Annotated in this window: 25 protein-coding genes; 6 read left to right on the forward strand and 19 right to left on the reverse strand. The window is 51.4% G+C overall.

Annotated features, from left to right (window positions below; all coding sequences use genetic code 11):
* Nucleotides 1-123: 123 nt before the first annotated feature.
* From trpS to hofM, 12 genes are all read right to left on the reverse strand, one after another.
* Entirely contained in the window at nt 124-1,128 is a 1,005-nt protein-coding gene (trpS, locus tag FQZ95_RS08095; RefSeq protein WP_000165543.1) for a tryptophan--tRNA ligase, read from the reverse strand.
* Entirely contained in the window at nt 1,121-1,879 is a 759-nt protein-coding gene (gph, locus tag FQZ95_RS08100) for a phosphoglycolate phosphatase (RefSeq protein WP_096978322.1), read from the reverse strand. The genes trpS and gph overlap by 8 nt, the downstream gene beginning before the upstream one ends.
* Nucleotides 1,872-2,549 carry a ribulose-phosphate 3-epimerase gene (gene rpe / locus FQZ95_RS08105; RefSeq protein ID WP_000816280.1) on the reverse strand — a complete coding sequence of 226 codons (678 nt, stop codon included), beginning with the start codon at nt 2,547-2,549 and terminating at the stop codon, nt 1,872-1,874. The genes gph and rpe overlap by 8 nt, the downstream gene beginning before the upstream one ends.
* Before the next feature lie 17 nt (nt 2,550-2,566).
* Nucleotides 2,567-3,403, reverse strand: coding sequence for an adenine-specific DNA-methyltransferase (dam, locus tag FQZ95_RS08110; protein ID WP_000742143.1), 837 nt, complete (start codon nt 3,401-3,403; stop codon nt 2,567-2,569).
* Between the two features lie 106 nt (nt 3,404-3,509).
* Entirely contained in the window at nt 3,510-4,796 is a 1,287-nt protein-coding gene (gene damX, locus FQZ95_RS08115; RefSeq protein ID WP_105271507.1) for a cell division protein DamX, read from the reverse strand.
* Nucleotides 4,797-4,887: 91 nt separating this feature from the next.
* A complete protein-coding gene (gene aroB, locus FQZ95_RS08120; protein WP_000439850.1) occupies nt 4,888-5,976 on the reverse strand; it encodes a 3-dehydroquinate synthase in 1,089 nt (362 codons plus the stop codon).
* 56 nt (nt 5,977-6,032) lie between these two features.
* Nucleotides 6,033-6,554, reverse strand: a complete 522-nt coding sequence (gene aroK, locus FQZ95_RS08125; RefSeq protein ID WP_000818618.1) for a shikimate kinase AroK — start codon at nt 6,552-6,554, stop codon at nt 6,033-6,035.
* 400 nt (nt 6,555-6,954) lie between these two features.
* Complete coding sequence (gene hofQ, locus FQZ95_RS08130) at nt 6,955-8,193, reverse strand: DNA uptake porin HofQ (protein ID WP_000815999.1); 1,239 nt, start codon at nt 8,191-8,193, stop codon at nt 6,955-6,957.
* Complete coding sequence (hofP, locus tag FQZ95_RS08135) at nt 8,105-8,509, reverse strand: DNA utilization protein HofP (protein WP_001264139.1); 405 nt, start codon at nt 8,507-8,509, stop codon at nt 8,105-8,107. Before hofP ends, hofQ begins: the two co-directional genes overlap by 89 nt.
* The gene (gene hofO, locus FQZ95_RS08140) at nt 8,499-8,939 is read right to left on the reverse strand and encodes a DNA utilization protein HofO (RefSeq protein ID WP_000367369.1); all 441 of its coding nucleotides are present in this window, start codon (nt 8,937-8,939) and stop codon (nt 8,499-8,501) included. Before hofO ends, hofP begins: the two co-directional genes overlap by 11 nt.
* A complete protein-coding gene (locus FQZ95_RS08145) occupies nt 8,923-9,462 on the reverse strand; it encodes a PilN domain-containing protein (RefSeq protein WP_160530065.1) in 540 nt (179 codons plus the stop codon). Before FQZ95_RS08145 ends, hofO begins: the two co-directional genes overlap by 17 nt.
* Nucleotides 9,462-10,241 carry a DNA utilization protein HofM gene (gene hofM, locus FQZ95_RS08150; protein ID WP_160530066.1) on the reverse strand — a complete coding sequence of 260 codons (780 nt, stop codon included), beginning with the start codon at nt 10,239-10,241 and terminating at the stop codon, nt 9,462-9,464. The genes FQZ95_RS08145 and hofM overlap by 1 nt, the downstream gene beginning before the upstream one ends.
* 119 nt (nt 10,242-10,360) lie before the next feature.
* Here hofM and mrcA point away from each other — a divergent pair, with 119 nt between their 5' ends.
* Nucleotides 10,361-12,913 carry a peptidoglycan glycosyltransferase/peptidoglycan DD-transpeptidase MrcA gene (gene mrcA / locus FQZ95_RS08155; protein WP_001562196.1) on the forward strand — a complete coding sequence of 851 codons (2,553 nt, stop codon included), beginning with the start codon at nt 10,361-10,363 and terminating at the stop codon, nt 12,911-12,913.
* A 168-nt stretch (nt 12,914-13,081) separates the two neighbouring features.
* Here the strand turns inward: mrcA and nudE are convergent, their stop codons facing one another.
* Nucleotides 13,082-13,642 (reverse strand): ADP compounds hydrolase NudE, encoded by a 561-nt coding sequence (gene nudE, locus FQZ95_RS08160; RefSeq protein WP_000045742.1) that lies wholly within the window; start codon nt 13,640-13,642, stop codon nt 13,082-13,084.
* A gap of 319 nt (nt 13,643-13,961) precedes the next feature.
* Between nudE and igaA the strand changes: the two genes are divergently transcribed.
* The 4 genes from igaA (at nt 13,962) to hslO (ending at nt 18,145) form a co-directional block, all read left to right on the forward strand.
* A complete protein-coding gene (gene igaA, locus FQZ95_RS08165; RefSeq protein ID WP_160530067.1) occupies nt 13,962-16,097 on the forward strand; it encodes an intracellular growth attenuator protein IgaA in 2,136 nt (711 codons plus the stop codon).
* Nucleotides 16,098-16,161: 64 nt separating this feature from the next.
* Nucleotides 16,162-16,830: a GMP/IMP nucleotidase gene (gene yrfG / locus FQZ95_RS08170; RefSeq protein ID WP_001353628.1), complete on the forward strand. Its 669-nt coding sequence runs from the start codon at nt 16,162-16,164 to the stop codon at nt 16,828-16,830.
* A 10-nt stretch (nt 16,831-16,840) separates the two neighbouring features.
* Nucleotides 16,841-17,242, forward strand: coding sequence for a ribosome-associated heat shock protein Hsp15 (gene hslR / locus FQZ95_RS08175; protein ID WP_000660487.1), 402 nt, complete (start codon nt 16,841-16,843; stop codon nt 17,240-17,242).
* Between the two features lie 24 nt (nt 17,243-17,266).
* Nucleotides 17,267-18,145, forward strand: a complete 879-nt coding sequence (hslO, locus tag FQZ95_RS08180; RefSeq protein ID WP_024218688.1) for an Hsp33 family molecular chaperone HslO — start codon at nt 17,267-17,269, stop codon at nt 18,143-18,145.
* A 134-nt stretch (nt 18,146-18,279) separates the two neighbouring features.
* Here the strand turns inward: hslO and FQZ95_RS08185 are convergent, their stop codons facing one another.
* A complete protein-coding gene (locus tag FQZ95_RS08185; protein ID WP_160530068.1) occupies nt 18,280-20,004 on the reverse strand; it encodes a DUF4153 domain-containing protein in 1,725 nt (574 codons plus the stop codon).
* Nucleotides 20,005-20,382: 378 nt separating this feature from the next.
* On the opposite strand from FQZ95_RS08185, the gene pckA reads away from it, so the two are divergent.
* On the forward strand, nt 20,383-22,005 hold the full coding sequence (pckA, locus tag FQZ95_RS08190) for a phosphoenolpyruvate carboxykinase (ATP) (protein ID WP_001298201.1): 1,623 nt from the start codon (nt 20,383-20,385) through the stop codon (nt 22,003-22,005).
* A 52-nt stretch (nt 22,006-22,057) separates the two neighbouring features.
* Here the strand turns inward: pckA and FQZ95_RS08195 are convergent, their stop codons facing one another.
* The 5 genes from FQZ95_RS08195 to ompR all read right to left on the reverse strand — a co-directional run bounded on the left by FQZ95_RS08195 (nt 22,058) and on the right by ompR (nt 26,764).
* Complete coding sequence (locus tag FQZ95_RS08195; protein WP_032303923.1) at nt 22,058-22,684, reverse strand: hypothetical protein; 627 nt, start codon at nt 22,682-22,684, stop codon at nt 22,058-22,060.
* On the reverse strand, nt 22,681-23,211 hold the full coding sequence (locus FQZ95_RS08200) for a hypothetical protein (protein WP_000617565.1): 531 nt from the start codon (nt 23,209-23,211) through the stop codon (nt 22,681-22,683). Before FQZ95_RS08200 ends, FQZ95_RS08195 begins: the two co-directional genes overlap by 4 nt.
* A gap of 37 nt (nt 23,212-23,248) precedes the next feature.
* Complete coding sequence (locus FQZ95_RS08205; protein ID WP_160530069.1) at nt 23,249-24,532, reverse strand: SMI1/KNR4 family protein; 1,284 nt, start codon at nt 24,530-24,532, stop codon at nt 23,249-23,251.
* Between the two features lie 163 nt (nt 24,533-24,695).
* Entirely contained in the window at nt 24,696-26,048 is a 1,353-nt protein-coding gene (gene envZ, locus FQZ95_RS08210) for a two-component system sensor histidine kinase EnvZ (protein ID WP_001253709.1), read from the reverse strand.
* Nucleotides 26,045-26,764 carry an osmolarity response regulator transcription factor OmpR gene (ompR, locus tag FQZ95_RS08215; protein ID WP_001157751.1) on the reverse strand — a complete coding sequence of 240 codons (720 nt, stop codon included), beginning with the start codon at nt 26,762-26,764 and terminating at the stop codon, nt 26,045-26,047. The genes envZ and ompR overlap by 4 nt, the downstream gene beginning before the upstream one ends.
* Between the last annotated feature and the right edge of the window lie 90 nt (nt 26,765-26,854).

The following is a 26,854-nucleotide window of genomic DNA, read 5'->3' on the forward strand; positions in this document are numbered from 1 at the left end:
TTAAAATGAAGATAAGTGGCAACTGTGAGATGTGGAAACGGCGAGGCGCTTCACATTTTTTCGGATTATTGCAAATGAGGATAAAAAAACCGGGTTTCCCCGGTTTTTGGCATTAATGTTAAATTACGGCTTCGCCACAAAACCAATCGCTTCGTACACCGCTTTCAGCGTACGAGAAGCGTGTGCACTGGCTTTTTCCGCGCCGTCTTTCATCACCTGTTGCAGGAAGGCTTCATCGTTGCGGAAACGGTGATAACGTTCCTGCAATTCAGTCAGCATACCAGAAACGGCATCAGCCACTTCGCCTTTCAGATGACCATACATCTTGCCTTCGAACTGTTTTTCCAGTTCCGGGATACTCTGGCCAGTTACCGCAGAAAGAATATCCAGCAGGTTGGAAACGCCCGCTTTATTCTGCACATCGTAGCGAACTACCGGCGGCTCGTCGGAGTCAGTGACCGCGCGTTTGATTTTCTTCACTACCGATTTCGGATCTTCCAGCAGGCCGATAACGTTATTGCGGTTATCGTCAGACTTGGACATCTTTTTGGTCGGCTCCAGCAGAGACATCACGCGCGCGCCAGATTTTGGAATAAACGGTTCCGGCACTTTAAAAATGTCGCCGTACAGCGCATTAAAACGCTGAGCGATATCGCGGCTCAGTTCCAGGTGCTGTTTCTGGTCTTCACCCACCGGCACCAGATTGGTTTGATACAGTAGGATATCCGCCGCCATCAGCACCGGATAATCAAACAGACCCGCGTTGATGTTCTCGGCATAACGCGCAGATTTATCTTTAAACTGCGTCATGCGGCTCAGTTCGCCGAAGTAGGTATAGCAGTTCAGCGCCCAGCCTAACTGCGCATGTTCCGGCACGTGGGACTGAACAAAAATGGTGCTTTTCTCAGGATCGATACCACAAGCCAGATACAAGGCCAGCGTATCCAGCGTCGCTTTACGCAGCTTCTGTGCATCCTGGCGCACGGTGATCGCGTGTTGGTCAACGATACAGTAAATGCAATGGTAGTCATCCTGCATGTTTACCCACTGACGCAGCGCACCCATGTAGTTACCAATGGTCAATTCACCTGAGGGCTGTGCGCCACTAAAAACGATGGGCTTAGTCATTTTTCGATTCCTGATTTTCGCTATGCGGAAGCCCTAATGCGGGCAGAAGGTCATTTATAGACTGATAAATTACATCAGGCTGGCTGAGATCGATAGCCTCGCCGTAGTTATATCCGTAGGTTAAGCCAACGGATGGGCAACCTGCCGCTTTTGCCGCCTGAATATCATTGCGTGAGTCGCCAACAAACAGCATCTGTTGTGGGGTAATTCCCATCCGCTCAGCCACCAGTAACAGCGGGTCCGGATGCGGTTTTTTGTTTTGCACATCATCGCCGCCAATGACCACGCTAAAGTATTTTGCGATATCTAAGGCTTCGAGCAGTGGCGCGACGAACGGCGTCGGTTTGTTGGTGACCAGACCTAGCGGCAGGCCTTTTGCCTGCAATGCGCCAAGCGTATCGGCAACGTGCGGGAACAAAAACGTCCCCTCTTCGGCAACCTCGCCATAGTAGCGATCGAACAGTTTACGCAGAATACGTACCTGTTCTTCTGCCGGAATGTCGTCATCAACGGGCGGTTTACCCATTGTTTTACGCAGAGTCGCACGTTCCTGACGCGCCCAGGTCAATGCACGCTCCATCAGAACATCTGCGCCGTTACCAATCCAGGTTATAACGCGTTCTTCACCTGCGACGGGCAACTCCAGCGCATACAGCGCCATATCTACCGCAGCAGCAAGACCAGGAGCACTGTCCACCAACGTACCATCGAGATCAAAAGCGACGCCGCGAATATCTTCAAACTTATTCATGACTTACCTTTGCCAGTTCACTGCGCATTTCATCAATGACCTTTTTGTAGTCTGGCTGATCGAAAATGGCCGAACCAGCGACGAACATATCGGCACCTGCCGCAGCGATTTCGCCAATGTTGTTCACCTTCACGCCGCCGTCCACTTCCAGACGAATGTCAAAGCCAGACTCGTCGATACGACGACGTACTTCGCGCAGTTTATCCAGTGTTTGAGGAATGAAAGACTGACCGCCGAAACCAGGGTTGACGGACATCAGCAGGATCACATCCAGCTTATCCATCACGTAATCCAGATAGCTCAGCGGTGTCGCCGGGTTAAATACCAGCCCCGCTTTACAGCCATTTTCTTTAATCAGTTGCAGCGTGCGGTCAACATGCTCGGAGGCTTCTGGATGAAAGGTAATGATGCTGGCACCAGCGGCAGCGAAATCAGGCACAATGCGATCGACCGGTTTCACCATCAGGTGTACGTCGATAGGGGCGGTAATGCCGTAGTTACGCAAGGATTTCAGCACCATTGGCCCAATCGTCAGATTGGGAACATAGTGGTTATCCATGACGTCAAAATGCACGACATCAGCGCCAGCTGCCAGGGCTTTTGCGGTATCTTCACCCAGGCGGGCAAAATCAGCCGACAGAATTGAGGGGGCAATCAAATACTGTTTCATCCGCTTCTCCTTGAGAATTATTTTTTCGCGGGTGAAACGACTCCTGGTTTGTACAAAGCCAGCAGTTCGTCCACCTTTTTACGTGTGCCGCCGTTGCTGCTTATACTGCGTCGAACTTTGACGACATGCAATTTTGCGCGCTGATACCACTCACGCGTTAACATCGTATCGTGATTGGAGATCAGCACTGGAATATGGCGCTCAACCAGACCTTCGGCGATCTCCGCCAGATGCGCTTGTTGTTCAAGCGTAAAACTGTTTGTGTGATACGCCGTAAAGTTGGCGGTCGCAGACAGCGGCGCATAAGGCGGATCGCAATAGACGACGGATGCATCATCTGCGCGCGCCATGCTATCGGCGTAAGACTCACAATAGAAAAAGGCATTCTGCGCTTTTTCAGCGAAGTGATACAACTCTGCTTCCGGGAAATAGGGTTTTTTGTAGCGGCCAAACGGCACGTTAAACTCACCGCGCAGATTGTAACGACACAGGCCGTTGTAACCGTAGCGGTTCAAATATAAAAACAGTACCGCCCGACGGAACGGATCCTGGCTTTTGTTGAACTCTTCGCGGAACTGATAGTAAACCTCGGCGCAATTTGTTTCGGGAACAAACAGCTCGCGTGCGGCCTGTACGTACTCATCAGTACGCATCTTCACAATGTTATAGAGACTGATCAGGTCGCTATTGATATCGGCAAGGATATAACGAGAAAAGTCGGTGTTGAGAAACACCGACCCGGCACCTACAAAAGGCTCAACCAGACATTCGCCCTTGGGCAAATGCCGTTTAATATCATCAAGCAGGGGATACTTGCCCCCTGCCCACTTCAAAAAAGCGCGATTTTTCTTCATGCTGACTAACTAATTACACCTTCTCCGGCTGTGGAGAAAGCTCCGACAGCATCCAGCGCTTCAGGCAACTCCCGCGATGATAAACCATTGCGGGAGATAACCTTGATTACTTCAGATCGGCCTGTACCTGACGCAGCGGTTTCGCCCACGGGTTTTTGGCCTGGACATCTGCTGGCAATGTAGATACCGCTTTTTTCGCCTCTTCTTTCGAAGCGTACACGCCAGAAACCAGGACATACCACGGCTGACCATTACGCGTCGTTTCATAGACAACGTAGTTTTTCAGATTCTCTTTCTTCGCCCAACCGTTCAGGTTGTCGTAGTTAGAGGAACTGCTCAGCTGCAGAGTGTAATGGCTGGACGGTGCCGATTTCAACGAACCAACATTACCTGCGGTCTTCCCTCCAGCGGCTGGTGTTGCCGTGGTTTGCGCCGGGGATGCCGTCTGTACTGGAGCCGTAGTTGCGGTCTCTTTTGGTGCTGGCGTAGAGGTCGCAGCCGGTGCCTTCGTGCTCGCCACAGGAGCAGCTGGTTCAGTACGCTTCGGCGTCTGTGCTACCGGCTTCGGTTCCGTTTTCACGGTTGCTTGCGGTTTTTTCGGTTCAATCACCGCCTGCTGGCGAGCTGGACGCGTAGTGGCCGGACGTTCAGCGGTTTGCGTTTTCGCCGTGTCACGCGATGCATTGCCATTGCGAACAGGCGCGACCGTCGCGGGTTCAGTCGGCAACGTGGAATTGACCGCCACATTATTCAACTGTTGCTGATTTTGTGGCTGGGTCAGCGCATTGTTCAGGTCACCCTGCACTTCAACACGTTGTTGACCATCCGTTGCCGCCGGGGTTTGCCCTTGAGTCGGCGTAGAAGAGATCGGCGGCAGAGAAACATCCTGCTGAGTATTTTCCGCAGACGTGGTTCCCGGCGCTGGCTGCACGCCATTCGCCTGATCGGTCGCATTGCCAGCAAGATCAATACTCTTCTCGCCAGACGCGGTTTGATCGCTGGAAGGGGTCGAGGGGGCTTTTAGCGCAGAACCGATACCGATGATCAACAGCAGGAGAACCAGAATGCCGACGCCCATCATCATATACTGGCGAGAAGCGGGTTTACTGGCTGCTTTTTTGCGCTTACGCGGACGACGCTCTACGCGCTCTTCATCCACGGTTTCATCTTCGGATTCGTCAATTTCTTCTTCGATTTCCGGTTCCTCATTGCGCTCTTTTTGCGCACGAGTCGGACGGCGATCGTCAGTGTCATCAAGTTCAATATCATCAAAATTGATCTGCGGTTCGCCACGTTCAGTACGCTCAGAACGTTCAGAAGATTGACGAGAACGACCAGTACGACGATCGCTGGGATCGGGTTTCAGCTCGTCTTCTGGTTTGAATTCATCCATTTAACACCCCACTAAAAGGTTAATGCTTACCACGTTGCAATTAACCTGAAGCTAATAGACCGCTTGATAAGCGGCCTGACCTTTCTTGTTGTTACGCTGATTGACAATCGGCAATGGCGTTAAGAACAAGCTCGTGCGAAACGCCGCTGCGAACTTCACTCTTACCAATTGCCAACGGAAGAATTAAGCGCATCTCTCCCGCAAGGACTTTCTTGTCACGCAGCATATGCGGTAAATACGCCTGCGCGGACATTTCGCGCGGCCCATTGACCGGTAACCCAGCCCGCGTGAGCAGGGTTATAATACGCTGCGTTTCGGCAGAACTGAACTGCCCGAGACGTTCCGACGTCCGCGCCGCCATCACCATACCCGCAGCAACCGCTTCACCATGTAACCAATTGCCATACCCCATTTCAGCTTCAATGGCATGACCAAAGGTGTGTCCCAGATTCAGTAAAGCACGTAACCCGGTTTCGCGCTCGTCGGCGGCGACAACTTCTGCCTTCAGTTCACAACAACGGCGAATACAGTACGCCATTGCCGGACCGTCCAGACGCAACAACGCATCCAGATTCTCTTCCAGCCAGTTAAAAAACGCACCGTCAAGAATAATGCCGTATTTGATGACTTCTGCCAGCCCCGACGCTAACTCACGCGGGGGAAGCGTTTTCAGACAGTCGAGATCCACCACCACTGAAGCCGGCTGGTAGAACGCGCCAATCATGTTTTTACCGAGGGGATGGTTGACCGCGGTTTTGCCGCCAACGGAGGAATCGACCTGCGACAGTAACGTCGTCGGGACTTGAATGAAACGTACACCACGCTGATAACTCGCCGCCGCGAAGCCGGTCAGATCGCCCACTACGCCGCCGCCAAGCGCCACCAGCGTAGTATCGCGACCATGCGGCTTTTGTAACAACGCCGTAAAAACGGTATCGAGTACAGCCAGGCTTTTATACTGCTCGCCGTCAGGGAGGATAACGCTATCGACGTTAACACCCGCCTGTTCAAGTACGCCGCGGACCTTATCGAGATACAGAGGAGCCAGGGTTTCGTTGGTGACCAACATAACCTGCTCGCCCGATTTCAGCGGTAAGAATGAAGCTGGTTCATTAAACAAACCAGATGCGATGGTAATTGGGTAACTACGTTCCCCGAGAGTAACGACAATCCTCTCCATAACGCGACATCCACCTTAATTACTGTACCCGCAGACGAGTGTATATAAAGCCAGAATTAGTTGCTTTCCAGCATGTGAATAATCTGGTTTGCGACCACTTTAGCGCTTTGATCATCAGTACGAATGGTCACGTCGGCAATCTCTTCATACAGCGGATTGCGTTCATTGGCCAACGCTTCCAGAACTTCACGCGGCGGTGTTTCAACGTGCAGCAACGGGCGTTTTTTATCACGCTGCGTGCGTGCAAGTTGCTTTTCGATGGTCGTTTCAAGATAAACGACAACGCCACGAGCGGAAAGACGGTTACGCGTTTCGCGGGATTTCACAGAGCCGCCGCCAGTAGCCAGCACAATACCCTGTTTCTCGGTCAACTCATTGATGACCTTTTCTTCGCGATCGCGGAAGCCTTCTTCGCCTTCTAAATCGAAAACCCAGCCCACATCAGCTCCGGTTCGTTTCTCAATCTCTTGATCGGAATCGTAAAATTCCATATTGAGTTGTTGAGCTAACTGGCGCCCAATAGTGCTTTTTCCGGCACCCATAGGCCCAACCAGAAAGATATTGCGTTTCTCTGCCATTTTTTCGGTACTACTAAGACTATTCGTTAATGATAAACCCGCTTCGCTCAGAGAGCGCCGCAGGACATGAACTGAAACCTCATAAGATATTGCGAGAGTCAGACTGAAAATTATCTCAATACTCCAGCGGGTTTGGCAACTGAATAAATCACCCATCCCTCTGCATATCTGGTCGCTGCAAGCGCGCTGCCTTGCTACCACCGCTCTGGCGATAAATCACCGGGTAAGATTAGCGTAAAAAAGACAGCAAAATGCCGCCTGAATGATAAATCATCATCATGGAACGCAGGCAGCGAAGAGCACCAACTCTCAAATCGGTACTCCTTGTATGCTAAATACCTGCGCGCGTCAAATAGATGAAACACGTTCAGCGTAAAAACATTACCGCTTTTACGGCTGTTTACTCACTGGAAACCAGTCGTGGCGTGATAAACACCACTAACTCGCGTCGTTCATCTTCTTTTCCGTCATGACGAAATAATTGCCCGAACCAGGGAATGTCGCCAAGCAACGGTACGCTATCCTGACCCGATTTATTTTTACGGGTAAAAATGCCACCCAGCGCCAACGTTTCTCCGCTTTTGACCTCGACCTGCGTTTCGATCTCCTGCTTATCAATCGCCAGCACTTCGCCATCGGCCTGCTGTAGCACCTGCCCCGGAACGTTCTGGCTGATGTGTAATTTCAGCCGGATGCGACCTTTTTGTAACACCGTGGGCGTAACTTCCATCCCCAGGACGGCCTCTTTAAATTCCACCGACGTCGCGCCACTTTCCCCGCTGGAAACCTGATATGGAATTTCGCTCCCCTGTTTAATGCTGGCAGGCTGAAGATGTGAGGCCAGCAGACGCGGACTGGCGATAATATCCAGCTGCTGTTTTTGTTCGAGCGCGGAAAGCTCAAGATCCAGTAAACGTCCGTTGATGCGTCCAATGTTAAAACCGACATGCGTTGTCGCCGTCGCTACGGAGAGGTCGCTGCCAAGCGTGGTGACTTGCCCAACGCCACCAGCTTGTTGCGCATCAGCCAACGTCCATTTCACGCCTAACTCACGCAAACTTTTTTCATTAATGGTGACAATATGCGCCGACAGCTCAACCTGCCCGACCGGCAGATCCATTTGCGCTACCCACTGTTCAAGCGCGCTTAACGCCGCTTTGTTATCTCGCAGCAAAAGGCGATTGGTGCGTTTATCGACGGTCATACTCCCTTTGGCACTCAGTAGCTTCTCCCCCGCTTTCGCCAGTTCTCCCGCGTCGGCGTATTGCAGGGTTATACTGCGATTTTCCAGCGGCAGATTTGCCTGCGCCCGCGCCTGCTCCGCCTCCTGACGGGCGATATTGTCATTCTGCCAGGCAACGGAATGCACCGAGAGAATGTTGCCCTCCTGACGCGTTATCAGTCCGGCGCTTTTCACTACAGTTTGTAGTGCTTGCTTCCAGGGAACATCTGTTAGATGTAACGACACCGTACCGCTGACGTCTGGCGACACCACCAGGTTCAACTTCTCCTGTTCAGCCAGCGCCTGCAACACCTGAGCTACCGGAACGTCATCCACCATCAGCGTCACTTTTTGCGGCTTTGCCGCCTGTACGCCGGGTATCAGCATCAACAGTAGTGCGGCTATCCATTGCTTCATTTGTATCTCCTTGCCGTTGCCACAACCATTGTGGCGGTTCGCAGTTTGTCCCGGTTCCCAGCGTTAGTGCGTCTGGCGTTAGCTGTAAGATCGTCCAGCCGTTTTCCAGCACATCGTTTTGCTGCACCCGTCGCCATTTTTTTTGCCCATCTTTTATTACACCGATGATGCGCTCGCCTCGCCCTACCATCCCCTGATAGCGCCACTGGCTAAGTTCGCTAATCCGGCATAGATCTTCCGGCGGTTTAAAAGGGTCACGCATACCGGTTAAAAGGCACAATGCAATACCTGCCAACAACCAGCGTTTAACCCTCATGCGGCGTCTCCAGTTGTAGCGTGAACAAAAGGTCATCACCTTCCACGCTTAACGAAAAACGGCTCACGCTGACGTTGCGCTCTGCCAGCCGTGTAAATGCCGACGGCACTGCTTCCCACAGCGTTTTCAACGCCAACTCACCTCCCTGCGCGGATGGATGCCAGTAAACCAGTTGCGCGCCGGATAACTGAAAATCCAGTGGCGAAAAGGGCTGCGTTTTTTCCTCACTGAAGGGAGTGGTGTTTACCAGGCGATACAGTGCGGCCCACTGCTGGTAATGACTTGCCCGTAGTCGAATTAATGCGTCGCTCTCTTCCTGGTGTGTCGATGACAGAAAAATGAGCGTAACTAACATCATCAACCAGAATGCCCAGCAAAGCTGGCGGAGGCGGGGTGATGTGGCGAACCACCAGTCAAAGAGCATGTCCATCGCTAACCTTCCTTGTTAACAGATACTCAAATTGCCAGCATCCCTGCGCATCCTGCTGCGTGGCCCCCCGCTGATTGAGATGAAAAGAAGCATCCTGGCGGAGTGACGTTTCCAGCGCGTTTAACGCGGTAATGCTTGTTGTTAGCCCCTTGATCTCCAGCGTTCCCTGCTGCCAGCTTATCGTTGTCAGCCAGGCGTGTTCGGGTAAAAGCGCCGCCAGTGCTTCCAGCGCAGATTGCCAGTCACGGGTAAATTGTCGCTGGCGCTGCCTTTGCAAACGCTGCTCACGAATTTGTTGGAGCTCCAGCAAACGTGGTTTCGTTATTTGTAAGCTGTGGGCGAGTTGTTGTTCCGCCTGAAGCAAAACGGCATCTACGCGAGCTTCGGCGTTGCTTGTCAGACGCAATATTAGCGTTATCCCGACGGTCAGCAGCAGAGGCGCAACGAACATCAGCAACCAGAAACGAAGAAAAGCGGTCCGGCGTTGCTGTCGCCAGGGCAAAAAATTAATTGGCGGGTTCATCAGTACGCCTTCCCTAGCGCCAGCCCCAGCGCGATGGCAAAGTCTCCACCTGGCGGCGGTAGCGGCGGCTGACGAACAGAAACCGCCTCCCACGGGTCAAATCCGCCTTCGCCACATAGCGCGACGCTTTCGGGATCAACGCATAACGCTGCCGCCAGCTCCTTCGCGCTAGTCATCCCCACCGCCAGTTTGCGCCCCCAGCTATAGCGCGTCGCCCACAGCCACTGTTCGTTATCACGCCAGGCCAGACATTGCTGATGAGAAGGTAAAAAAGGCAGGAATCGCTGTAATGCACTGGCATCCGGGGTGATCGCGCTAACATGAACACGCAACCTTTCTGCCAGAGTAAGCAGCGTTGCCAGCTCTTTGCTTTGCGCGGCAGTCACGTTATAGGCGGGACTGAGTGAGTCTTCGCTGTAATCGAAGCGCAGGGAGTCCGGATCCATATCCAGCTCGCGGGCCATCGTCCCGGACAGCCAGGCCGTTTGCTCCCGCTCACCAAGGGACATCGACGGGCGCGGAAATGACCGCTGTAATGTGCGACTGGCGGGAAACGCCAACATAATGTGATGACGCTGCGGCAGTTCGCGACTCCACGGTAACAACGTTTTAGCCAGCCGCTGTGCATCGACAATCCGCCCATCTTTGATTATGTCGTTCTCCAGTGGCAACCGCCACCAGCGTTGCAAAAAGCATTCTTTTGCGCCCCGCACAATCGCAACCGCTACCGCTTCTTGCTGTTGTAAATGCAAACCAATTTGCCAGATCTTAAATGCCATTGTGATGATCTCCTTATCACCCGTCACTCTGACGGGTATATCAATGCGTCTGGCTTGCCTTTATACTACCGCGCGTTTGTTTATAAACTGCCCAAATGAAACTAAATGGGAAATTTCCAGTGAAGTTCGTAAAGTATTTTTTGATCCTTGCAGTCTGTTGCATTCTGCTGGGAGCAGGCTCGATTTATGGCCTATACCGCTACATCGAGCCACAACTGCCGGATGTGGCGACATTAAAAGATGTTCGCCTGCAAATTCCGATGCAGATTTACAGCGCCGATGGCGAGCTGATTGCTCAATACGGTGAGAAACGTCGTATCCCGGTTACGTTGGATCAAATCCCGCCGGAGATGGTGAAAGCCTTTATCGCGACGGAAGACAGCCGCTTCTACGAGCATCACGGCGTTGACCCGGTGGGGATCTTCCGTGCGGCAAGTGTGGCGCTGTTCTCCGGCCACGCGTCACAAGGGGCGAGTACCATTACCCAGCAGCTGGCGAGAAACTTCTTCCTCAGTCCAGAACGCACGCTGATGCGTAAGATTAAGGAAGTCTTCCTCGCGATTCGCATTGAACAGTTGCTGACGAAAGACGAGATCCTCGAGCTTTATCTGAACAAGATTTACCTCGGTTACCGCGCCTATGGTGTCGGTGCTGCGGCACAAGTCTATTTCGGTAAAACGGTCGACCAACTGACGCTGAACGAAATGGCGGTGATAGCCGGGCTGCCGAAAGCGCCTTCCACCTTTAATCCGCTCTACTCAATGGATCGTGCCGTCGCGCGGCGTAACGTCGTACTGTCGCGGATGCTGGATGAAGGGTATATCACCCAACAACAGTTCGATCAGACACGCACTGAGGCGATTAACGCTAACTATCACGCGCCGGAGATTGCTTTCTCTGCGCCGTACCTGAGCGAAATGGTGCGCCAGGAGATGTATAACCGTTATGGCGAAAGTGCCTATGAAGACGGTTATCGCATTTACACCACCATCACCCGCAAAGTACAGCAGGCCGCACAGCAGGCAGTACGTAATAACGTGCTGGACTACGACATGCGCCACGGCTATCGCGGCCCGGCAAATGTGCTGTGGAAAGTGGGCGAATCGGCGTGGGATAACAACAAGATTACCGATACGCTGAAGGCGCTGCCGACCTATGGTCCGCTGCTGCCTGCCGCAGTCACCAGCGCCAATCCTCAGGAAGCGACGGCGATGCTGGCGGACGGGTCGACCGTCGCATTGAGTATGGAAGGCGTTCGCTGGGCGCGTCCTTACCGTTCGGATACTCAGCAGGGACCGACGCCGCGTAAAGTGACCGATGTTCTGCAAACGGGTCAGCAAATCTGGGTTCGTCAGGTTGGCGATGCATGGTGGCTGGCACAAGTGCCGGAAGTGAACTCGGCGCTGGTGTCGATCAATCCGCAAAACGGTGCCGTTATGGCGCTGGTCGGTGGCTTTGATTTCAATCAGAGCAAGTTTAACCGCGCCACCCAGGCACTGCGTCAGGTAGGTTCCAACATCAAACCGTTCCTCTACACCGCGGCGATGGATAAAGGTCTGACGCTGGCAAGTATGTTGAACGATGTGCCAATTTCCCGCTGGGATGCAGGTGCCGGTTCTGACTGGCAGCCGAAGAACTCACCACCGCAGTATGCCGGTCCAATTCGCTTACGTCAGGGACTGGGCCAGTCGAAAAACGTGGTGATGGTACGCGCAATGCGGGCGATGGGCGTCGACTACGCCGCAGAATATCTGCAACGTTTCGGCTTCCCGGCGCAAAACATCGTCCACACCGAATCGCTGGCGCTGGGTTCAGCGTCCTTCACCCCAATGCAGGTGGCGCGCGGCTACGCGGTCATGGCGAACGGCGGCTTCCTGGTGGACCCGTGGTTTATCAGCAAAATTGAAAACGATCAGGGCGGCGTGATTTTCGAAGCGAAACCGAAAGTAGCCTGCCCAGAATGCGATATTCCGGTGATTTACGGTGATACGCAGAAATCGAACGTGCTGGAAAATAACGATGTTGAAGATGTCGCTATCTCCCGCGAGCAGCAGAATGTTTCTGTACCAATGCCGCAGCTGGAGCAGGCGAATCAGGCGTTAGTCGCGAAGACTGGCGCGCAGGAGTACGCACCGCACGTCATCAACACTCCGCTGGCATTCCTGATTAAGAGCGCCCTGAACACCAATATTTTTGGTGAGCCAGGCTGGCAGGGTACCGGCTGGCGAGCAGGTCGTGATTTACAACGGCATGATATCGGCGGAAAAACGGGTACCACTAACAGTTCGAAAGATGCGTGGTTCTCGGGTTACGGTCCGGGCGTTGTGACCTCGGTTTGGATTGGCTTTGATGATCACCGCCGTAATCTCGGTCATACAACGGCTTCCGGAGCGATTAAAGATCAGATCTCAGGTTACGAAGGCGGTGCCAAGAGTGCCCAGCCTGCATGGGACGCTTATATGAAAGCCGTTCTTGAAGGCGTGCCGGAACAGCCGCTGACGCCGCCGCCGGGTATTGTGACGGTGAATATCGATCGCAGCACCGGACAGTTAGCTAATGGTGGCAACAGCCGCGAAGAGTATTTCATCGAAGGTACACAGCCGACACAACAGGCGGTGCACGAGGTGGGAACGACCATTATCGATAATGGCGAGGCACAGGAATTGTTCTGATTAAAAAGGCGCTTCGGCGCCTTTTTCTGTTTGCTGACAAAGTGTCACTTTATTTATACCGGATACGGCGTGAACACGTTATCCGTCTGGCAACATCGAGAAAAATCAATATATTGCAGGAGCCGCGCGGGCCTGATAAGCATTGTGCATCAGGCAAAGTTCACGCATTTACACTCGCCCCTGCTCCTTCAACCACTCGCGCACGAGGAACAGTGCGCTGACATTACGCGCTTCGTTGAAGTCAGGGTCTTCCAGCAAATCCATCATATGCGCTAGCGGCCATCGCACCTGTGGTAGCGGCTCTGGCTCATCGCCTTCCAGCGATTCCGGGTAGAGATCTTGCGCTACCACGATATTCATTTTGCTGGAAAAGTAAGACGGCGCCATGCTGAGCTTCTTCAAAAAAGTCAGATCGTTCGCACCAAATCCCACTTCTTCTTTTAGCTCGCGGTTAGCGGCTTCGTAGACGCTTTCACCCGGATCAATTAATCCTTTCGAAAAACCTAATTCGTAGGATTCCGTTCCCACTGCGTATTCGCGGATCAGGATCAGGTGATCGTCCACAATCGGCACAATCATCACCGCTTCCCGGTTGGTTGGACGCATTCGTTCATAAACACGCCGCACGCCATTGCTGAACTCCAGATCCACGCTTTCGACGGTAAACAGTCGTGAACGGGCTACAGTTTCAACATTCAGAATGGTGGGTTTTTGTAATGATTTGCTCATCGTGGGATCTATGCTGTGAAATCAGCGGTTATTGTGCGATATCGGACACGCTTTCGGCAATGTGAATTGCATGTTATTTACATTTATGTAACTTATTAAATAATCATCCTCAAATCAAATTAAAAGTCAATAGGTTGAAATAACTCCAGGAATTTGCTGATATTCCGCCTTCAGAGGGTTTGCTATGATCAGCGGTTACTGTGATGTGCTTAATGATGCTCAAGTTAAACTCCACGATTGCCGATAGCCAACCGCAGAATCATGTATTGTGTCCGGTGCGACTGACCACGCCTGACAGACTAAGTAAGATGGGGAAAGCATGAGCACCATTGTGATTTTTTTAGCTGCTTTGCTGGCCTGCTCACTACTTGCGGGATGGCTGATAAAAGTGCGATCCAGGCGGCGTCAGCTGCCCTGGACCAACGCTTTCGCAGACGCGCAAACGCGCAAACTCACACCTGAAGAACGTAGCGCCGTTGAAAATTATCTTGAGAGCCTGACGCAGGTATTACAGGTGCCGGGCCCAACGGGAGCCAGCGCGGCACCGATCTCTCTGGCGCTGAATGCCGAAAGCAACAACGTCATGATGCTGACACACGCTATCACGCGTTACGGCATCTCTACCGACGATCCGAATAAATGGCGTTACTACCTCGATTCGGTAGAAGTCCACCTGCCCCCTTTCTGGGAGCAGTACATCAACGATGAGAATACCGTTGAACTGATTCATACCGATTCGCTGCCGCTGGTTATTTCACTCAACGGTCATACGCTGCAGGAGTACATGCAGGAAACTCGCGGCTATGCCTTGCAACCTGTTCCGTCAACACAGGCGTCTATTCGCGGGGAAGAGAGTGAGCAAATCGAGCTACTCAATATTCGCAAAGAAACGCACGAAGAGTATGCGCTAAGTCGTCCGCGCGGGCTGCGCGAAGCGTTGCTGATTGTCGCCTCCTTCCTGATGTTCTTTTTCTGCCTGATTACCCCGGATGTATTTGTTCCGTGGCTGGCAGGCGGCGCGTTACTGCTGCTGGGCGCAGGACTGTGGGGGCTATTCGCGCCCCCGGCAAAATCCTCCCTGCGGGAAATTCATTGTCTGCGCGGTACACCCCGTCGTTGGGGATTGTTTGGCGAAAACGATCAGGAACAGATCAACAATATTTCACTCGGTATTATCGACCTGGTCTATCCCGCACACTGGCAGCCCTACATTGCTCAGGATCTCGGCCAACAAACCGATATCGATATCTATCTCGACCGCCACGTAGTGCGTCAGGGGCGATATCTTTCGCTGCATGATGAAGTAAAAAACTTTCCGTTACAGCACTGGCTGCGCAGTACGATTATCGCTGCGGGCTCGCTACTGGTGCTGTTTATGCTGTTATTCTGGATCCCGCTGGATATGCCGCTGAAATTCACCCTCTCGTGGATGAAAGGCGCGCAAACCATTGAAGCCACCAGCGTGAAACAACTGGCTGACGCTGGCGTGCGGGTTGGCGATACATTGCGTATTAGCGGTACGGGGATGTGTAATATTCGCACTTCCGGTACCTGGAGCGCGAAAACCAATTCACCTTTTTTACCGTTTGACTGCTCGCAGATCATCTGGAATGACGCCCGTTCATTACCATTACCGGAATCTGAACTGGTCAACAAAGCGACGGCATTGACCGAAGCAGTTAACCGCCAGTTACATCCAAAGCCGGAAGATGAATCTCGCGTCAGCGCCTCATTACGCTCAGCGATTCAAAAGTCCGGCATGGTATTGCTTGATGATTTTGGCGATATCGTACTGAAGACAGCGGATCTTTGTTCTGCCAAAGATGACTGTGTGCGACTGAAAAATGCGCTGGTCAATCTCGGCAACAGTAAAGACTGGGACGCGCTGGTTAAACGCGCTAACGCCGGGAAACTCGATGGCGTGAATGTGTTATTACGCCCAGTGAGTGCGGAATCGCTGGATAACCTGGTGGCGACCTCCACCGCACCGTTCATCACGCATGAAACAGCGCGAGCGGCACAGTCACTTAACAGTCCGGCCCCCGGCGGATTCCTGATTGTCAGCGACGAAGGCAGCGATTTTGTTGATCAACCCTGGCCTTCAACATCACTTTACGACTACCCGCCGCAAGAACAGTGGAACGCTTTCCAGAAACTGGCGCAAATGTTAATGCATACGCCGTTTAACGCCGAAGGCATCGTCACAAAAATCTTCACCGACGCCAATGGTACGCAGCATATAGGCCTTCATCCGATCCCGGATCGTTCCGGCCTGTGGCGCTATCTCAGCACCACACTGCTGCTACTGACGATGCTGGGCAGCACTATCTATAATGGCGTACAGGCATGGCGTCGTTACCAGCGTCATCGCACTCGCATGATGGAGATTCAGGCCTATTATGAAAGCTGCCTGAATCCGCAACTGATCACGCCTTCAGAAAGCCTTATTGAATAACACGTTTGCGCGGCAGGTTATGCTACCCTGTCGCGCAAATTGCTTCACTCTGGAGATTTCCCTCATGCATATCAACATTGCCTGGCAGGACGTAGATACCGTTCTGCTGGATATGGACGGCACGTTGCTCGACCTCGCCTTCGATAACTATTTCTGGCAAAAGCTGGTGCCTGAAACATGGGGGGCGAAAAACGGGGTCACACCACAGGAAGCGATGGACTATATGCGCCAGCAATATCACGACGTGCAGCATACGCTAAACTGGTACTGTCTTGATTACTGGAGTGAGCAACTGGGTCTGGATATCTGTGCGATGACCACCGAGATGGGACCGCGTGCCGTACTGCGTGAAGATACCATTCCGTTTCTTGAGGCACTGAAAGCCAGTGGTAAGCAACGAATTTTGCTCACCAATGCTCATCCGCATAACCTGGCGGTAAAACTTGAGCATACCGGTCTGGACGCACACCTTGATTTATTACTTTCCACCCACACATTTGGTTATCCGAAAGAGGATCAGCGGTTATGGCATGCGGTGGCCGAAGCTACGGGTCTGAAAGCTGAAAGAACGCTGTTTATTGATGACAGCGAAGCGATTCTCGATGCTGCCGCACAATTTGGTATTCGTTACTGCCTCGGTGTGACTAATCCTGACTCCGGGATTGCCGAGAAACAGTATCAGCACCATCCGTCACTGAATGACTACCGCCGCCTGATCCCCTCGCTAATGTGAAGGAGACGCCATGAAAGAAAAACCTGCTGTTGAGGTTCGACTGGATAAATGGCTATGGGCCGCCCGTTTTTATAAAACCCGCGCGCTGGCCCGCGAAATGATCGAAGGCGGTAAGGTGCACTACAACGGGCAGCGCAGCAAGCCAAGCAAAATCGTCGAGCTGAATGCCACGCTCACTCTGCGCCAGGGAAATGACGAACGAACGGTGATTGTAAAGGCGATTACTGAACAGCGTCGCCCCGCCAGCGAGGCAGTCTTGCTGTATGAAGAGACTGCAGAAAGTGTAGAGAAACGCGAAAAAATGGCGCTGGCACGTAAACTTAATGCCTTAACCATGCCGCACCCGGACCGACGCCCAGACAAAAAAGAGCGCCGCGACCTGTTACGATTTAAACACGGCGACAGTGAATAACTGTCACCTGCAAGAGAGATGATTATGCCGCAACATGACCAATTACATCGCTATCTGTTTGAAAACTTTGCCGTACGCGGCGAACTGGTAACCGTTTCGGAAACCCTGCAACAGATCCTTGAGAATCACGATTATCCGCAGCCCGTTAAAAACGTGCTGGCAGAACTGCTGGTTGCGACCAGCCTGTTAACCGCTACGCTGAAGTTTGATGGTGATATCACCGTACAGCTGCAAGGCGACGGCCCGATGAGTCTGGCGGTCATCAACGGAAACAACAAACAGCAGATGCGTGGCGTCGCGCGCGTACAGGGCGAAATTCCGGAAAATGCCGACCTGAAAACGCTGGTCGGCAATGGTTACGTGGTGATCACCATCACCCCGAGCGAAGGTGAACGCTATCAGGGCGTGGTTGGTCTGGAAGGTGATACCCTGGCGGCCTGCCTGGAAGATTACTTTATGCGTTCTGAACAGCTGCCGACGCGCCTGTTTATTCGCACCGGCGACGTAGACGGCAAACCGGCTGCAGGCGGTATGTTGTTGCAGGTAATGCCTGCGCAAAATGCCCAGCAGGACGACTTTGACCACCTGGCAACGCTAACCGAAACCATCAAAACCGAAGAACTGCTGACCTTACCGGCAAACGAAGTGTTGTGGCGTTTGTATCACGAAGAAGAGGTGACGGTTTACGATCCGCAGGATGTGGAGTTCAAATGCACCTGTTCGCGTGAACGTTGCGCCGACGCGCTAAAAACGCTGCCGGATGAAGAAGTCGATAGCATTCTGGCGGAAGAAGGCGAAATTGACATGCATTGTGATTACTGCGGTAACCACTATCTGTTCAATGCGATGGATATTGCTGAAATCCGCAACAACGCGTCTCCGGCAGATCCGCAAGTTCATTAATGAGTATGTCCGGCAGAGAGTGCTCTGCCGGATTTTACGACGTAATGGCCTGATGCGCTGCGCTTACCAGGCCTACGCAATAATTCACAAGTTATTGTTGGTAAGATACAGCATCGTATCCGATAAAAGCATTGTCATTTGCTTAAGTTTATTTCCAGCGTTTCACCATCTACCGTCAGATCGCGCCACGCTTTCGGCCTCGTCCCCAGCTTTCCATCCTTCGCAGCTGTGAGTAATTTTTCTTTCGTTATTTCGTTCGGAAGTAAACTCATATCAAGCGCGTCCCATTCTTTTCTGGCCGGGTCAAAGCCATAGACAATGACTCTGTCATCATTAAAAGCAAACAGGATCCGCTCCGCCTGACCATCACTATTCAGATCTTGCTCGACCAGTACGCAGGCGTCTTTTTCAATACAGGTCATCACGTTATAGCGATCCTGGATTAAGGCCGACCAGAATGCCGTATCCGGTTTGCCAGAGCCTGGGGCAATTAACACATTTTCGGCTAATACTTTTTCCGATACCTGTTCCTGAAGATGTTGCTCTCCATCTAACGTCATCAGCAGATCCCGTGCGCGTTTCGGGTCTTTCATATACTCGGCATCGCTTTTCAGCGACTCAAGCGCCGCACGTCCATAGCGACCGTTCTGTTCGAGCATGTAGAGACTTACCTGATCTGGCGTGTTCTTGCCGCTCTGATAACGTGCCATATGACTGTTCACACTAATGCGCATACTATCCAGCACCGGCGAATTAAGAAGCACCAGTATTACCAACACCAATAACGAAACCGCAAGGTTCACTTTGCCCTGAAGAACAAGAAGGGTTTGCCCTTTACGCCAGACGATACTGACAAAATACCCCAGCGACCATACCAGTAACACCAGCACCGCCAGCGTGCCCTGCAAGCGGTCGACAGTCCAGCCGTACTGAGCGACCCGCAGCCATAACGCCCAGGCGGCGACGAACACATACAGCGGAGCAGCCAGCAGAGCGGTTTTAATCAGGCAACGCAACGGCCCCGTCCAGGGAAGTGACGCTTTTTGCGGATCGCGGACAATAGCCATTAAAATCAATTGCAAAAAGGCCAGCGTCAACAGCAACCCGGCGGCGGAGATGTGGCGAGAAATCGCGCTCAGGCCCGTAAACGGCAGGGTGATGATAAACATCAGGGTTAGCAATGATACTAACGGCAGCAACCCCGTGGCGATTAACGTGAACAACTTTTGAATAGAGTCGATTAAACGTGACTGTGTACGCGCGAGGATCACCGCCAGTGCGGTAACCAGACCTAACGTGAGATAAATAAACCAGTCGGTTGCAAAAAAGAGCGTTTTGAAAAACGTGATGCCAACAAGTTTAAACAACTCGCCCCACAGTAAAAGTACCAGCCACGTCAGGCCATTGGCGAGAAAAATCACCATTAATATAAGTACGTTATGCCATACTGACTGGTAAAAATAGCGATAGCGGCTACTGTCATTGCGGATGCGAAGGCTTTGTTGTATCCACGGTAGCAACAACATTGCCATCAGCAGCAGATAGCAACCAAAATCCCAAAGCGCCTTTTCAGCTCTCCAGGGGTTCATGCCATCAGTTTGCCACTTCAGCCAGCCGCTCATTCCCAGCGTGGCAATAAACACCAGCGCCAGCCATCCCCAAAGGCGCTTCTGTTTAAAGGAGATCACGGAGAAGAGTAAAACGGATGAAAACGCGACGGTCGCAGGCACGCCATAAACAATCCAACTGAGATTTTTTCCGGCAAGCCAGGCGATCAGTAGGTAGCAAACCAGACCCTGAAGTAATCCGGTAGCAATCATCCCCCAGCGTGTTGCGGGTGAAAGTTCAACGTTATCCATGTTAGTTATCCAGAATCAAAAAGTGGGTTAATTATCGCATCCGGGCCGTAGTATTTTGCTTTTTTCAGAAAATAATCAAAAAAAGTTAGCGTGGTGAATCGATACTTTACTGATTGAATTTACATCAATTTCATTCAGGAATGCGATTCCACTCACAATATTCCCGCCATATAAACCAAGATTTAACCTTTTAAGAACATTTTCCACACCTAAAATGCTATTTCTGCGATAATAGCAACCGTTTCGTGACAGGAATCACGGAGTTTTTTGTCAAATATGAATTTCTCCAGATACGTAAATCTATGAGCCTTGTCGCGGTTAACACCCCCAAAAAGACTTTACTATTCAGGCAATACATATTGGCTAAGGAGCAGTGAAATGCGCGTTAACAATGGTTTGACCCCGCAAGAACTCGAGGCTTATGGTATCAGTGACGTACATGATATCGTTTACAACCCAAGCTACGACCTGCTGTATCAGGAAGAGCTCGATCCGAGCCTGACAGGTTATGAGCGCGGGGTGTTAACTAATCTGGGTGCCGTTGCCGTCGATACCGGTATATTCACCGGTCGCTCACCAAAAGATAAGTATATCGTCCGTGACGATACCACTCGCGATACCTTCTGGTGGGCTGATAAAGGCAAAGGTAAGAACGACAACAAACCTCTCTCTCCGGAAACCTGGCAGCATCTGAAGGGCCTGGTGACCAAACAGCTTTCCGGCAAACGTCTGTTCGTTGTCGACGCTTTCTGTGGTGCGAACCCAGACACGCGTCTTTCCGTCCGTTTCATCACCGAAGTGGCCTGGCAGGCGCATTTTGTCAAAAACATGTTTATTCGCCCGAGCGATGAAGAGCTGGCAGGTTTCAAACCAGACTTTATCGTTATGAACGGTGCGAAGTGCACTAACCCGCAGTGGAAAGAACAGGGTCTGAACTCCGAAAACTTCGTGGCGTTTAACCTGACCGAGCGCATGCAGCTGATTGGTGGCACCTGGTACGGCGGCGAAATGAAGAAAGGGATGTTCTCAATGATGAACTACCTGCTGCCGCTGAAAGGTATCGCTTCTATGCACTGCTCCGCCAACGTTGGCGAGAAAGGCGATGTTGCGGTGTTCTTTGGTCTTTCCGGCACCGGTAAAACCACCCTTTCCACCGACCCGAAACGTCGCCTGATTGGCGATGACGAGCATGGCTGGGATGACGACGGCGTGTTTAACTTCGAAGGCGGCTGCTACGCGAAAACCATCAAGCTGTCGAAAGAAGCGGAACCTGAAATCTACAACGCTATCCGTCGCGATGCGCTGCTGGAAAACGTCACCGTACGTGAAGATGGCACTATCGATTTTGACGATGGTTCAAAAACCGAGAACACCCGCGTTTCTTATCCGATCTATCACATCGATAACATCGTTAAACCGGTTTCCAAAGCGGGCCACGCAACTAAAGTTATCTTCCTGACCGCAGACGCCTTTGGTGTGCTGCCACCGGTTTCTCGCCTGACTGCCGATCAAACTCAGTACCACTTCCTCTCTGGCTTCACCGCCAAACTGGCCGGTACTGAACGTGGCATCACCGAACCGACGCCAACCTTCTCCGCTTGCTTCGGCGCGGCGTTCCTGTCTCTTCACCCAACTCAGTACGCAGAAGTGCTGGTGAAACGTATGCAAGCGGCGGGGGCGCAGGCATATCTGGTTAACACTGGCTGGAACGGTACTGGCAAACGTATCTCCATTAAAGATACCCGCGCCATTATCGACGCTATCCTCAACGGTTCGCTGGATAACGCAGAAACCTTCACTCTGCCGATGTTTAACCTGGCGATCCCGACTGAACTGCCGGGCGTAGACACTAAGATCCTCGATCCGCGTAACACCTACGCTTCTCCGGAACAGTGGCAGGAAAAAGCTGAAACGCTGGCGAAACTGTTTATCGACAACTTCGATAAATACACCGACACCCCTGCGGGTGCCGCGCTGGTAGCGGCTGGTCCAAAACTGTAATCCGATAAGTTAAGCGACGAAATCCCCCGTTTCACCAGATACGGGGGATTTTTTATTTTCTGTCAGAATTAAACGGGACAAACAGATAATCCAGCGAGTGGCGTGTTTCACGAAAAAACGTATCCAGTTCAGGCTGCGCTTTTATCGCACTGGTGGGAATGAAAATATCGCAAAACGCTTTCGTCGCTTCTCTGGGACAACTCTTCGGTAAATGCAGAAAAAGCCACAAATAATCTTCTTCATACTCAATGCTATAAAAATCTTCCCAGCGAAGTATGCCCTGCTGATGAGATTCATAAAAAACAATCCCCTCGAAATAAAACGCATAACGCACGGGTTTCGTAAAAGTAACTTGCTTTGTTTTTGACTTAAAATCGTTAATTCTTCTGCTGATTAACAGGAACATTGATAAGAGGAGTGGCAACATTAATAGAAGAATTAACGTACTGATTGCGTTGAGTTTAAAGTCATGAGAAGGTTTCAACCATTGTGGGATCATGGGCAGTATAGCCAATAAGCCAGCGGTTCGAATTCCCCATTTAAACCCTTTAAAACGCTTTTTAATGTAACAGGTATAATGCTTAACGGCAGCGTTGAAGGCGGTTTGGGTGTAGTGGATTTGCACTGTGCCGAGGTAATGTGCGGTTTGTGGATCAAAGGGGCAAGGGGGGCTATTCATTCTACTCGCCAGGAGCGCTCACAGGCGCTTACGTCATCATTAATATATGCATTCAGGTAATCATTAAGATCTTTATAACGTGATTCCCCATTGCAGTCATAAACCCAGACCTCTGGCTCAACGGTACTATCTAGCCAAAGGAGAAAAACCATTTCATAACTGTAATCACTACCGGCAAAAAGTGACAGGCGATGAGAACGAAATAGTCCCAAGGCATGGTTATCCCAATTATCACTTGAAGCTACAGCATTCATTTTGATTTCATCAAGAAACGTATCTTCTATGTGTTCCTGCCAAAGCGTTTCCATGTCACTTATACTTAGCCAGCTTCCATGTGTAGCGCTTAACCAACGTCCACAATGTGCAAAACGCGCCTGCAACATAGGGCTGGCCTTCTGCCAGACACCGTTTTTCAATGTCGGGATCCGGCTATCAAACGCAGTGCTTGCAGGTTCAGGAACAACATTGAATGGGCCATCAAAGGCTAACCTATTATTTATCGCTTGCTGAATATGTTCCCTGATCATATTTTTCTCCGCGTTAGATCATTTCTGAACCATTAATTTATGGCTTATGTCCCCACGTCCTGAGATAGTAGTTTTCTCGTAAAATGGTCAGTTCAGGGAAACGAGTTGCAGCTTCATCAACCAATGGTGGAATACGATTATCTTTAACTTCAATGAGCAACAAAATAGCCTTCCTTACATTCTCCATCTTTGATGATGCAAAAAGCGGTAATACCAACTCAATGAATCCTCGGCTTTCATTGAAATCAGGCGCCTTACTCATCGCCCACAATAATGTTTGCTGACGGTCATCAGTGATACGTTCGAGAAGCGGCAGAAAAGTATCATATTTATTATACTCTGTTTCTCGTATAGCAAAGACAGCTGAGGATAGAGTGTCATCGTCAAGTTCAGGCATTATTATTAACAGTGAATGAATATAATCCTCAATATTCACCACACTATCTCTACAGGCAAAACGGAGATCTTTAATAGCAATATCACGTAATTCATCTGGCATTGTAAAATAGAGTCGAAAAATATCTGCAGCACAAGAAACTTTTTTTTGGCGTAATCTTATGAATGCCTCTTCACACAATTCTTTATCATTCTCTGTGCGGCAAACATGTTCCCAAAGGGCAAAAGTTTCGGGTTCTATCTGTGGAAAACGGCATAGCGAGAATAAAATGGATCTACGTAAATCCGGGATTTTCTCAGTTAAAAACCACTCACGCAGTTGAATTTGCGTTCCTGGCAAACTCCTATCGAAACCCTTCATACTCATGCCAGCAATAAAATCGTCCAGCCAGCGTTCATACCAGTTGAGGAAATTTTTATCATATATAAAATCAAACGGATAATCTTCATCACCATCAGTCAGCATTAACCTTCCGCGATACTGCCCCGTCACCACCAGGCAAATATCATAAGTACATCCCAGGGTGAGAATTGTCAATGCGCCGTCAAAAAAACTATATTCTTCATCATCTTCTGTACGGCCAGCATTCAACACATCAACATCCTGCTGCGTCATATAAAGCGGTACAGGGCTTTCTTTTGTTATATCGCCATAAATATCTGTACCGCCTAAAGATTCAAGACCGTAGGCATGTGCCGGACCGCCATTAGCGATATAGCGAAGAAAAATTCGATATTCCCGTGGCAAAGTGACGCTATGTTTTTTCTCCCAGGAAGCTATTTCCGCCTCGCTGGCAGGCTTCGGCCATTGATATTTCCAACCTTCAGAACCGAATAACTTACATTCAGGATCCAGTGCGGCAATGCGTGGGATTTTTTCTTTTATACGAGCAATCTGTACTTGTTCTTCGTTGGTAAGTTGCATCAAGCTATTCCTTTAGTGTGCTTTTACTAATCAGGATACGCTAGCCTGCAATCAGCTTACAGTACACTTTACTTCGTATGGTGCCGATGTCTGAAACCGTATTCATTCAGTAGATACTGAGTGCACAAAATAAAACAGGAGGCACCTTCGCCTCCCGTTTTATTTACCCTTCTTTTGTCGTGCCCTGCGCCCGCGTTACCGGCACAGGCAGCCAGGCGCGAATGGAAAGCCCGCCCCGCTCGCTGGTGCCAAGCTCCAGCATCCCGTTATGGTTATCCACGATACGCTGCACAATTGCCAGGCCTAATCCCGTGCCGCTAATGGTGCGCGCACTGTCGCCGCGGACAAACGGCTGGAACAAGTGCTTACGCTGTTCCGGCGCAATTCCCGGACCGTCGTCTTCTACCTGGAACCAGGCGCGATTCGGCTCCGTGCCGCTGCTGACTTTGATCCAGCCATTGCCGTAACGAGCAGCGTTCACCACCATATTCGCCACTGCACGTTTGATCGACAGCGGGTGCATTTTCACTTCAATGCTGCCGGGGTAAAGCGCGGTTTCAATTTCCCGCTCATAGCCACTTTCGGCAGCAATCACCTCACCGAGCACTGCGTTGAGATCCGCCATTTCCATCGGCATCTCCTGCCCGGTGCGCAGGTAGTCGATAAACTGTTCAATGATGGCATTGCACTCTTCGATATCTTTATTGATCGATTCTGCCAGGTAGCCATCCTGCTCGCTCATCATCTCGGTCGCCAGACGAATACGTGTCAGCGGCGTGCGCAAGTCGTGGCTTACCCCTGCCATCAGCAGCGTGCGGTCATCCGCCAGTTGCTTAACACCAGCCGCCATATGGTTAAAGGCGCGGGTAACCGAACGCACCTCCGAAGCGCCATACTCACGCAGCGGCGGCGGAATAATCCCCTTACCCACCTGCAAGGCAGCGTGTTCGAGATCGACCAACGGTCGGTTCTGGATACGAATAAATAGCCACGCCCCACCTATCGCCAATAGCATAATCGCCAACGTATAGCGGAACAGCGGGGAGAAATCGCCCTGATGAATTTCGGTCAGCGGCACGCGTACCCAGATATTGGGCGACAGCCAGGTTTTCAGCCAGACAACAGGCGAACTTTTGTTGACCTCAACGCGTACTTCCGTCGGGCCGCCCAGTTGTTGCGCCATCTGATGGCTTAAGAATTCATAGTGTTGCGCCCAACGCAGCCCTGCCTCTTCGGCAGCTTCGTTGGAATAGAGAGAGATCCCCAGCTCACGGTAGATCTCCCGACGGAAAGCGGGAGGCACAACCAACTGCGTGCCGTCCTCCAGTTGCAGTTTGTCGGTCATCAACATACGCACTTCGTACGCGAGGACTTTATTAAACTGCTGGAGGCTCGGCAAAATCGCGAAGTTCAGCACCACCAGATAAGTCGTCACCAGGCTGACGAACAGCAAGGTGACGATGAGCAATAACGTACGGGCAAATGAACTTCGTGGCGAGAAGCGCAATCGCCTCATGCTTTAGAACCGTCCGGCACGAAAACGTAGCCCAGACCCCAAACGGTCTGAATGTAACGCGGATGCGCCGGATCTTCTTCCACCATGCGGCGCAGACGCGAGATCTGCACGTCGATGGAACGTTCCATTGCGGAGTATTCACGACCACGGGCAAGGTTCATCAGCTTATCGCGGGAGAGCGGCTCACGCGGATGGCTAACCAGCGCCTTCAGTACCGCAAACTCACCGCTGGTGAGCGGCATTGGCTCATCTTCACGGAACATTTCACGCGTCCCGAGGTTGAGTTTGAACTTACCGAAAGCAATTACCGCCTCTTCCTGTGACGGCGCACCCGGCAGTTCGTTCGCCTGACGACGCAGCACCGCACGAATGCGGGCCAGCAGTTCACGCGGGTTAAACGGTTTTGGAATGTAGTCGTCAGCGCCAATCTCCAGACCAACGATACGGTCCACTTCTTCCCCTTTCGCCGTCACCATAATGATCGGCATCGGGTTGCTCTGGCTACGAAGACGTCGGCAAATCGACAAGCCATCTTCACCAGGTAACATCAAATCCAGTACCATAAGATGGAAAGATTCACGAGTCAGCAGGCGATCCATCTGTTCTGCATTAGCGACGCTTCGAACCTGGAAGCCTTGTTCGGTGAGATAACGTTCCAGCAGCGCACGCAGGCGCATGTCGTCATCGACCACCAGAATCTTGTAGTTCTCTTGCATTCTTTGTACTCCCAAAGGTTCGCAACAATTTGTAAGCGTGTATTCTTAAAAAAGCTTACGTTCGTCACCAGCTAAATCTGGTATGAATTT

It is taken from the genome of Escherichia sp. HH41S (assembly GCF_009820115.1).
GTDB lineage: Bacteria > Pseudomonadota > Gammaproteobacteria > Enterobacterales > Enterobacteriaceae > Escherichia > Escherichia coli_F.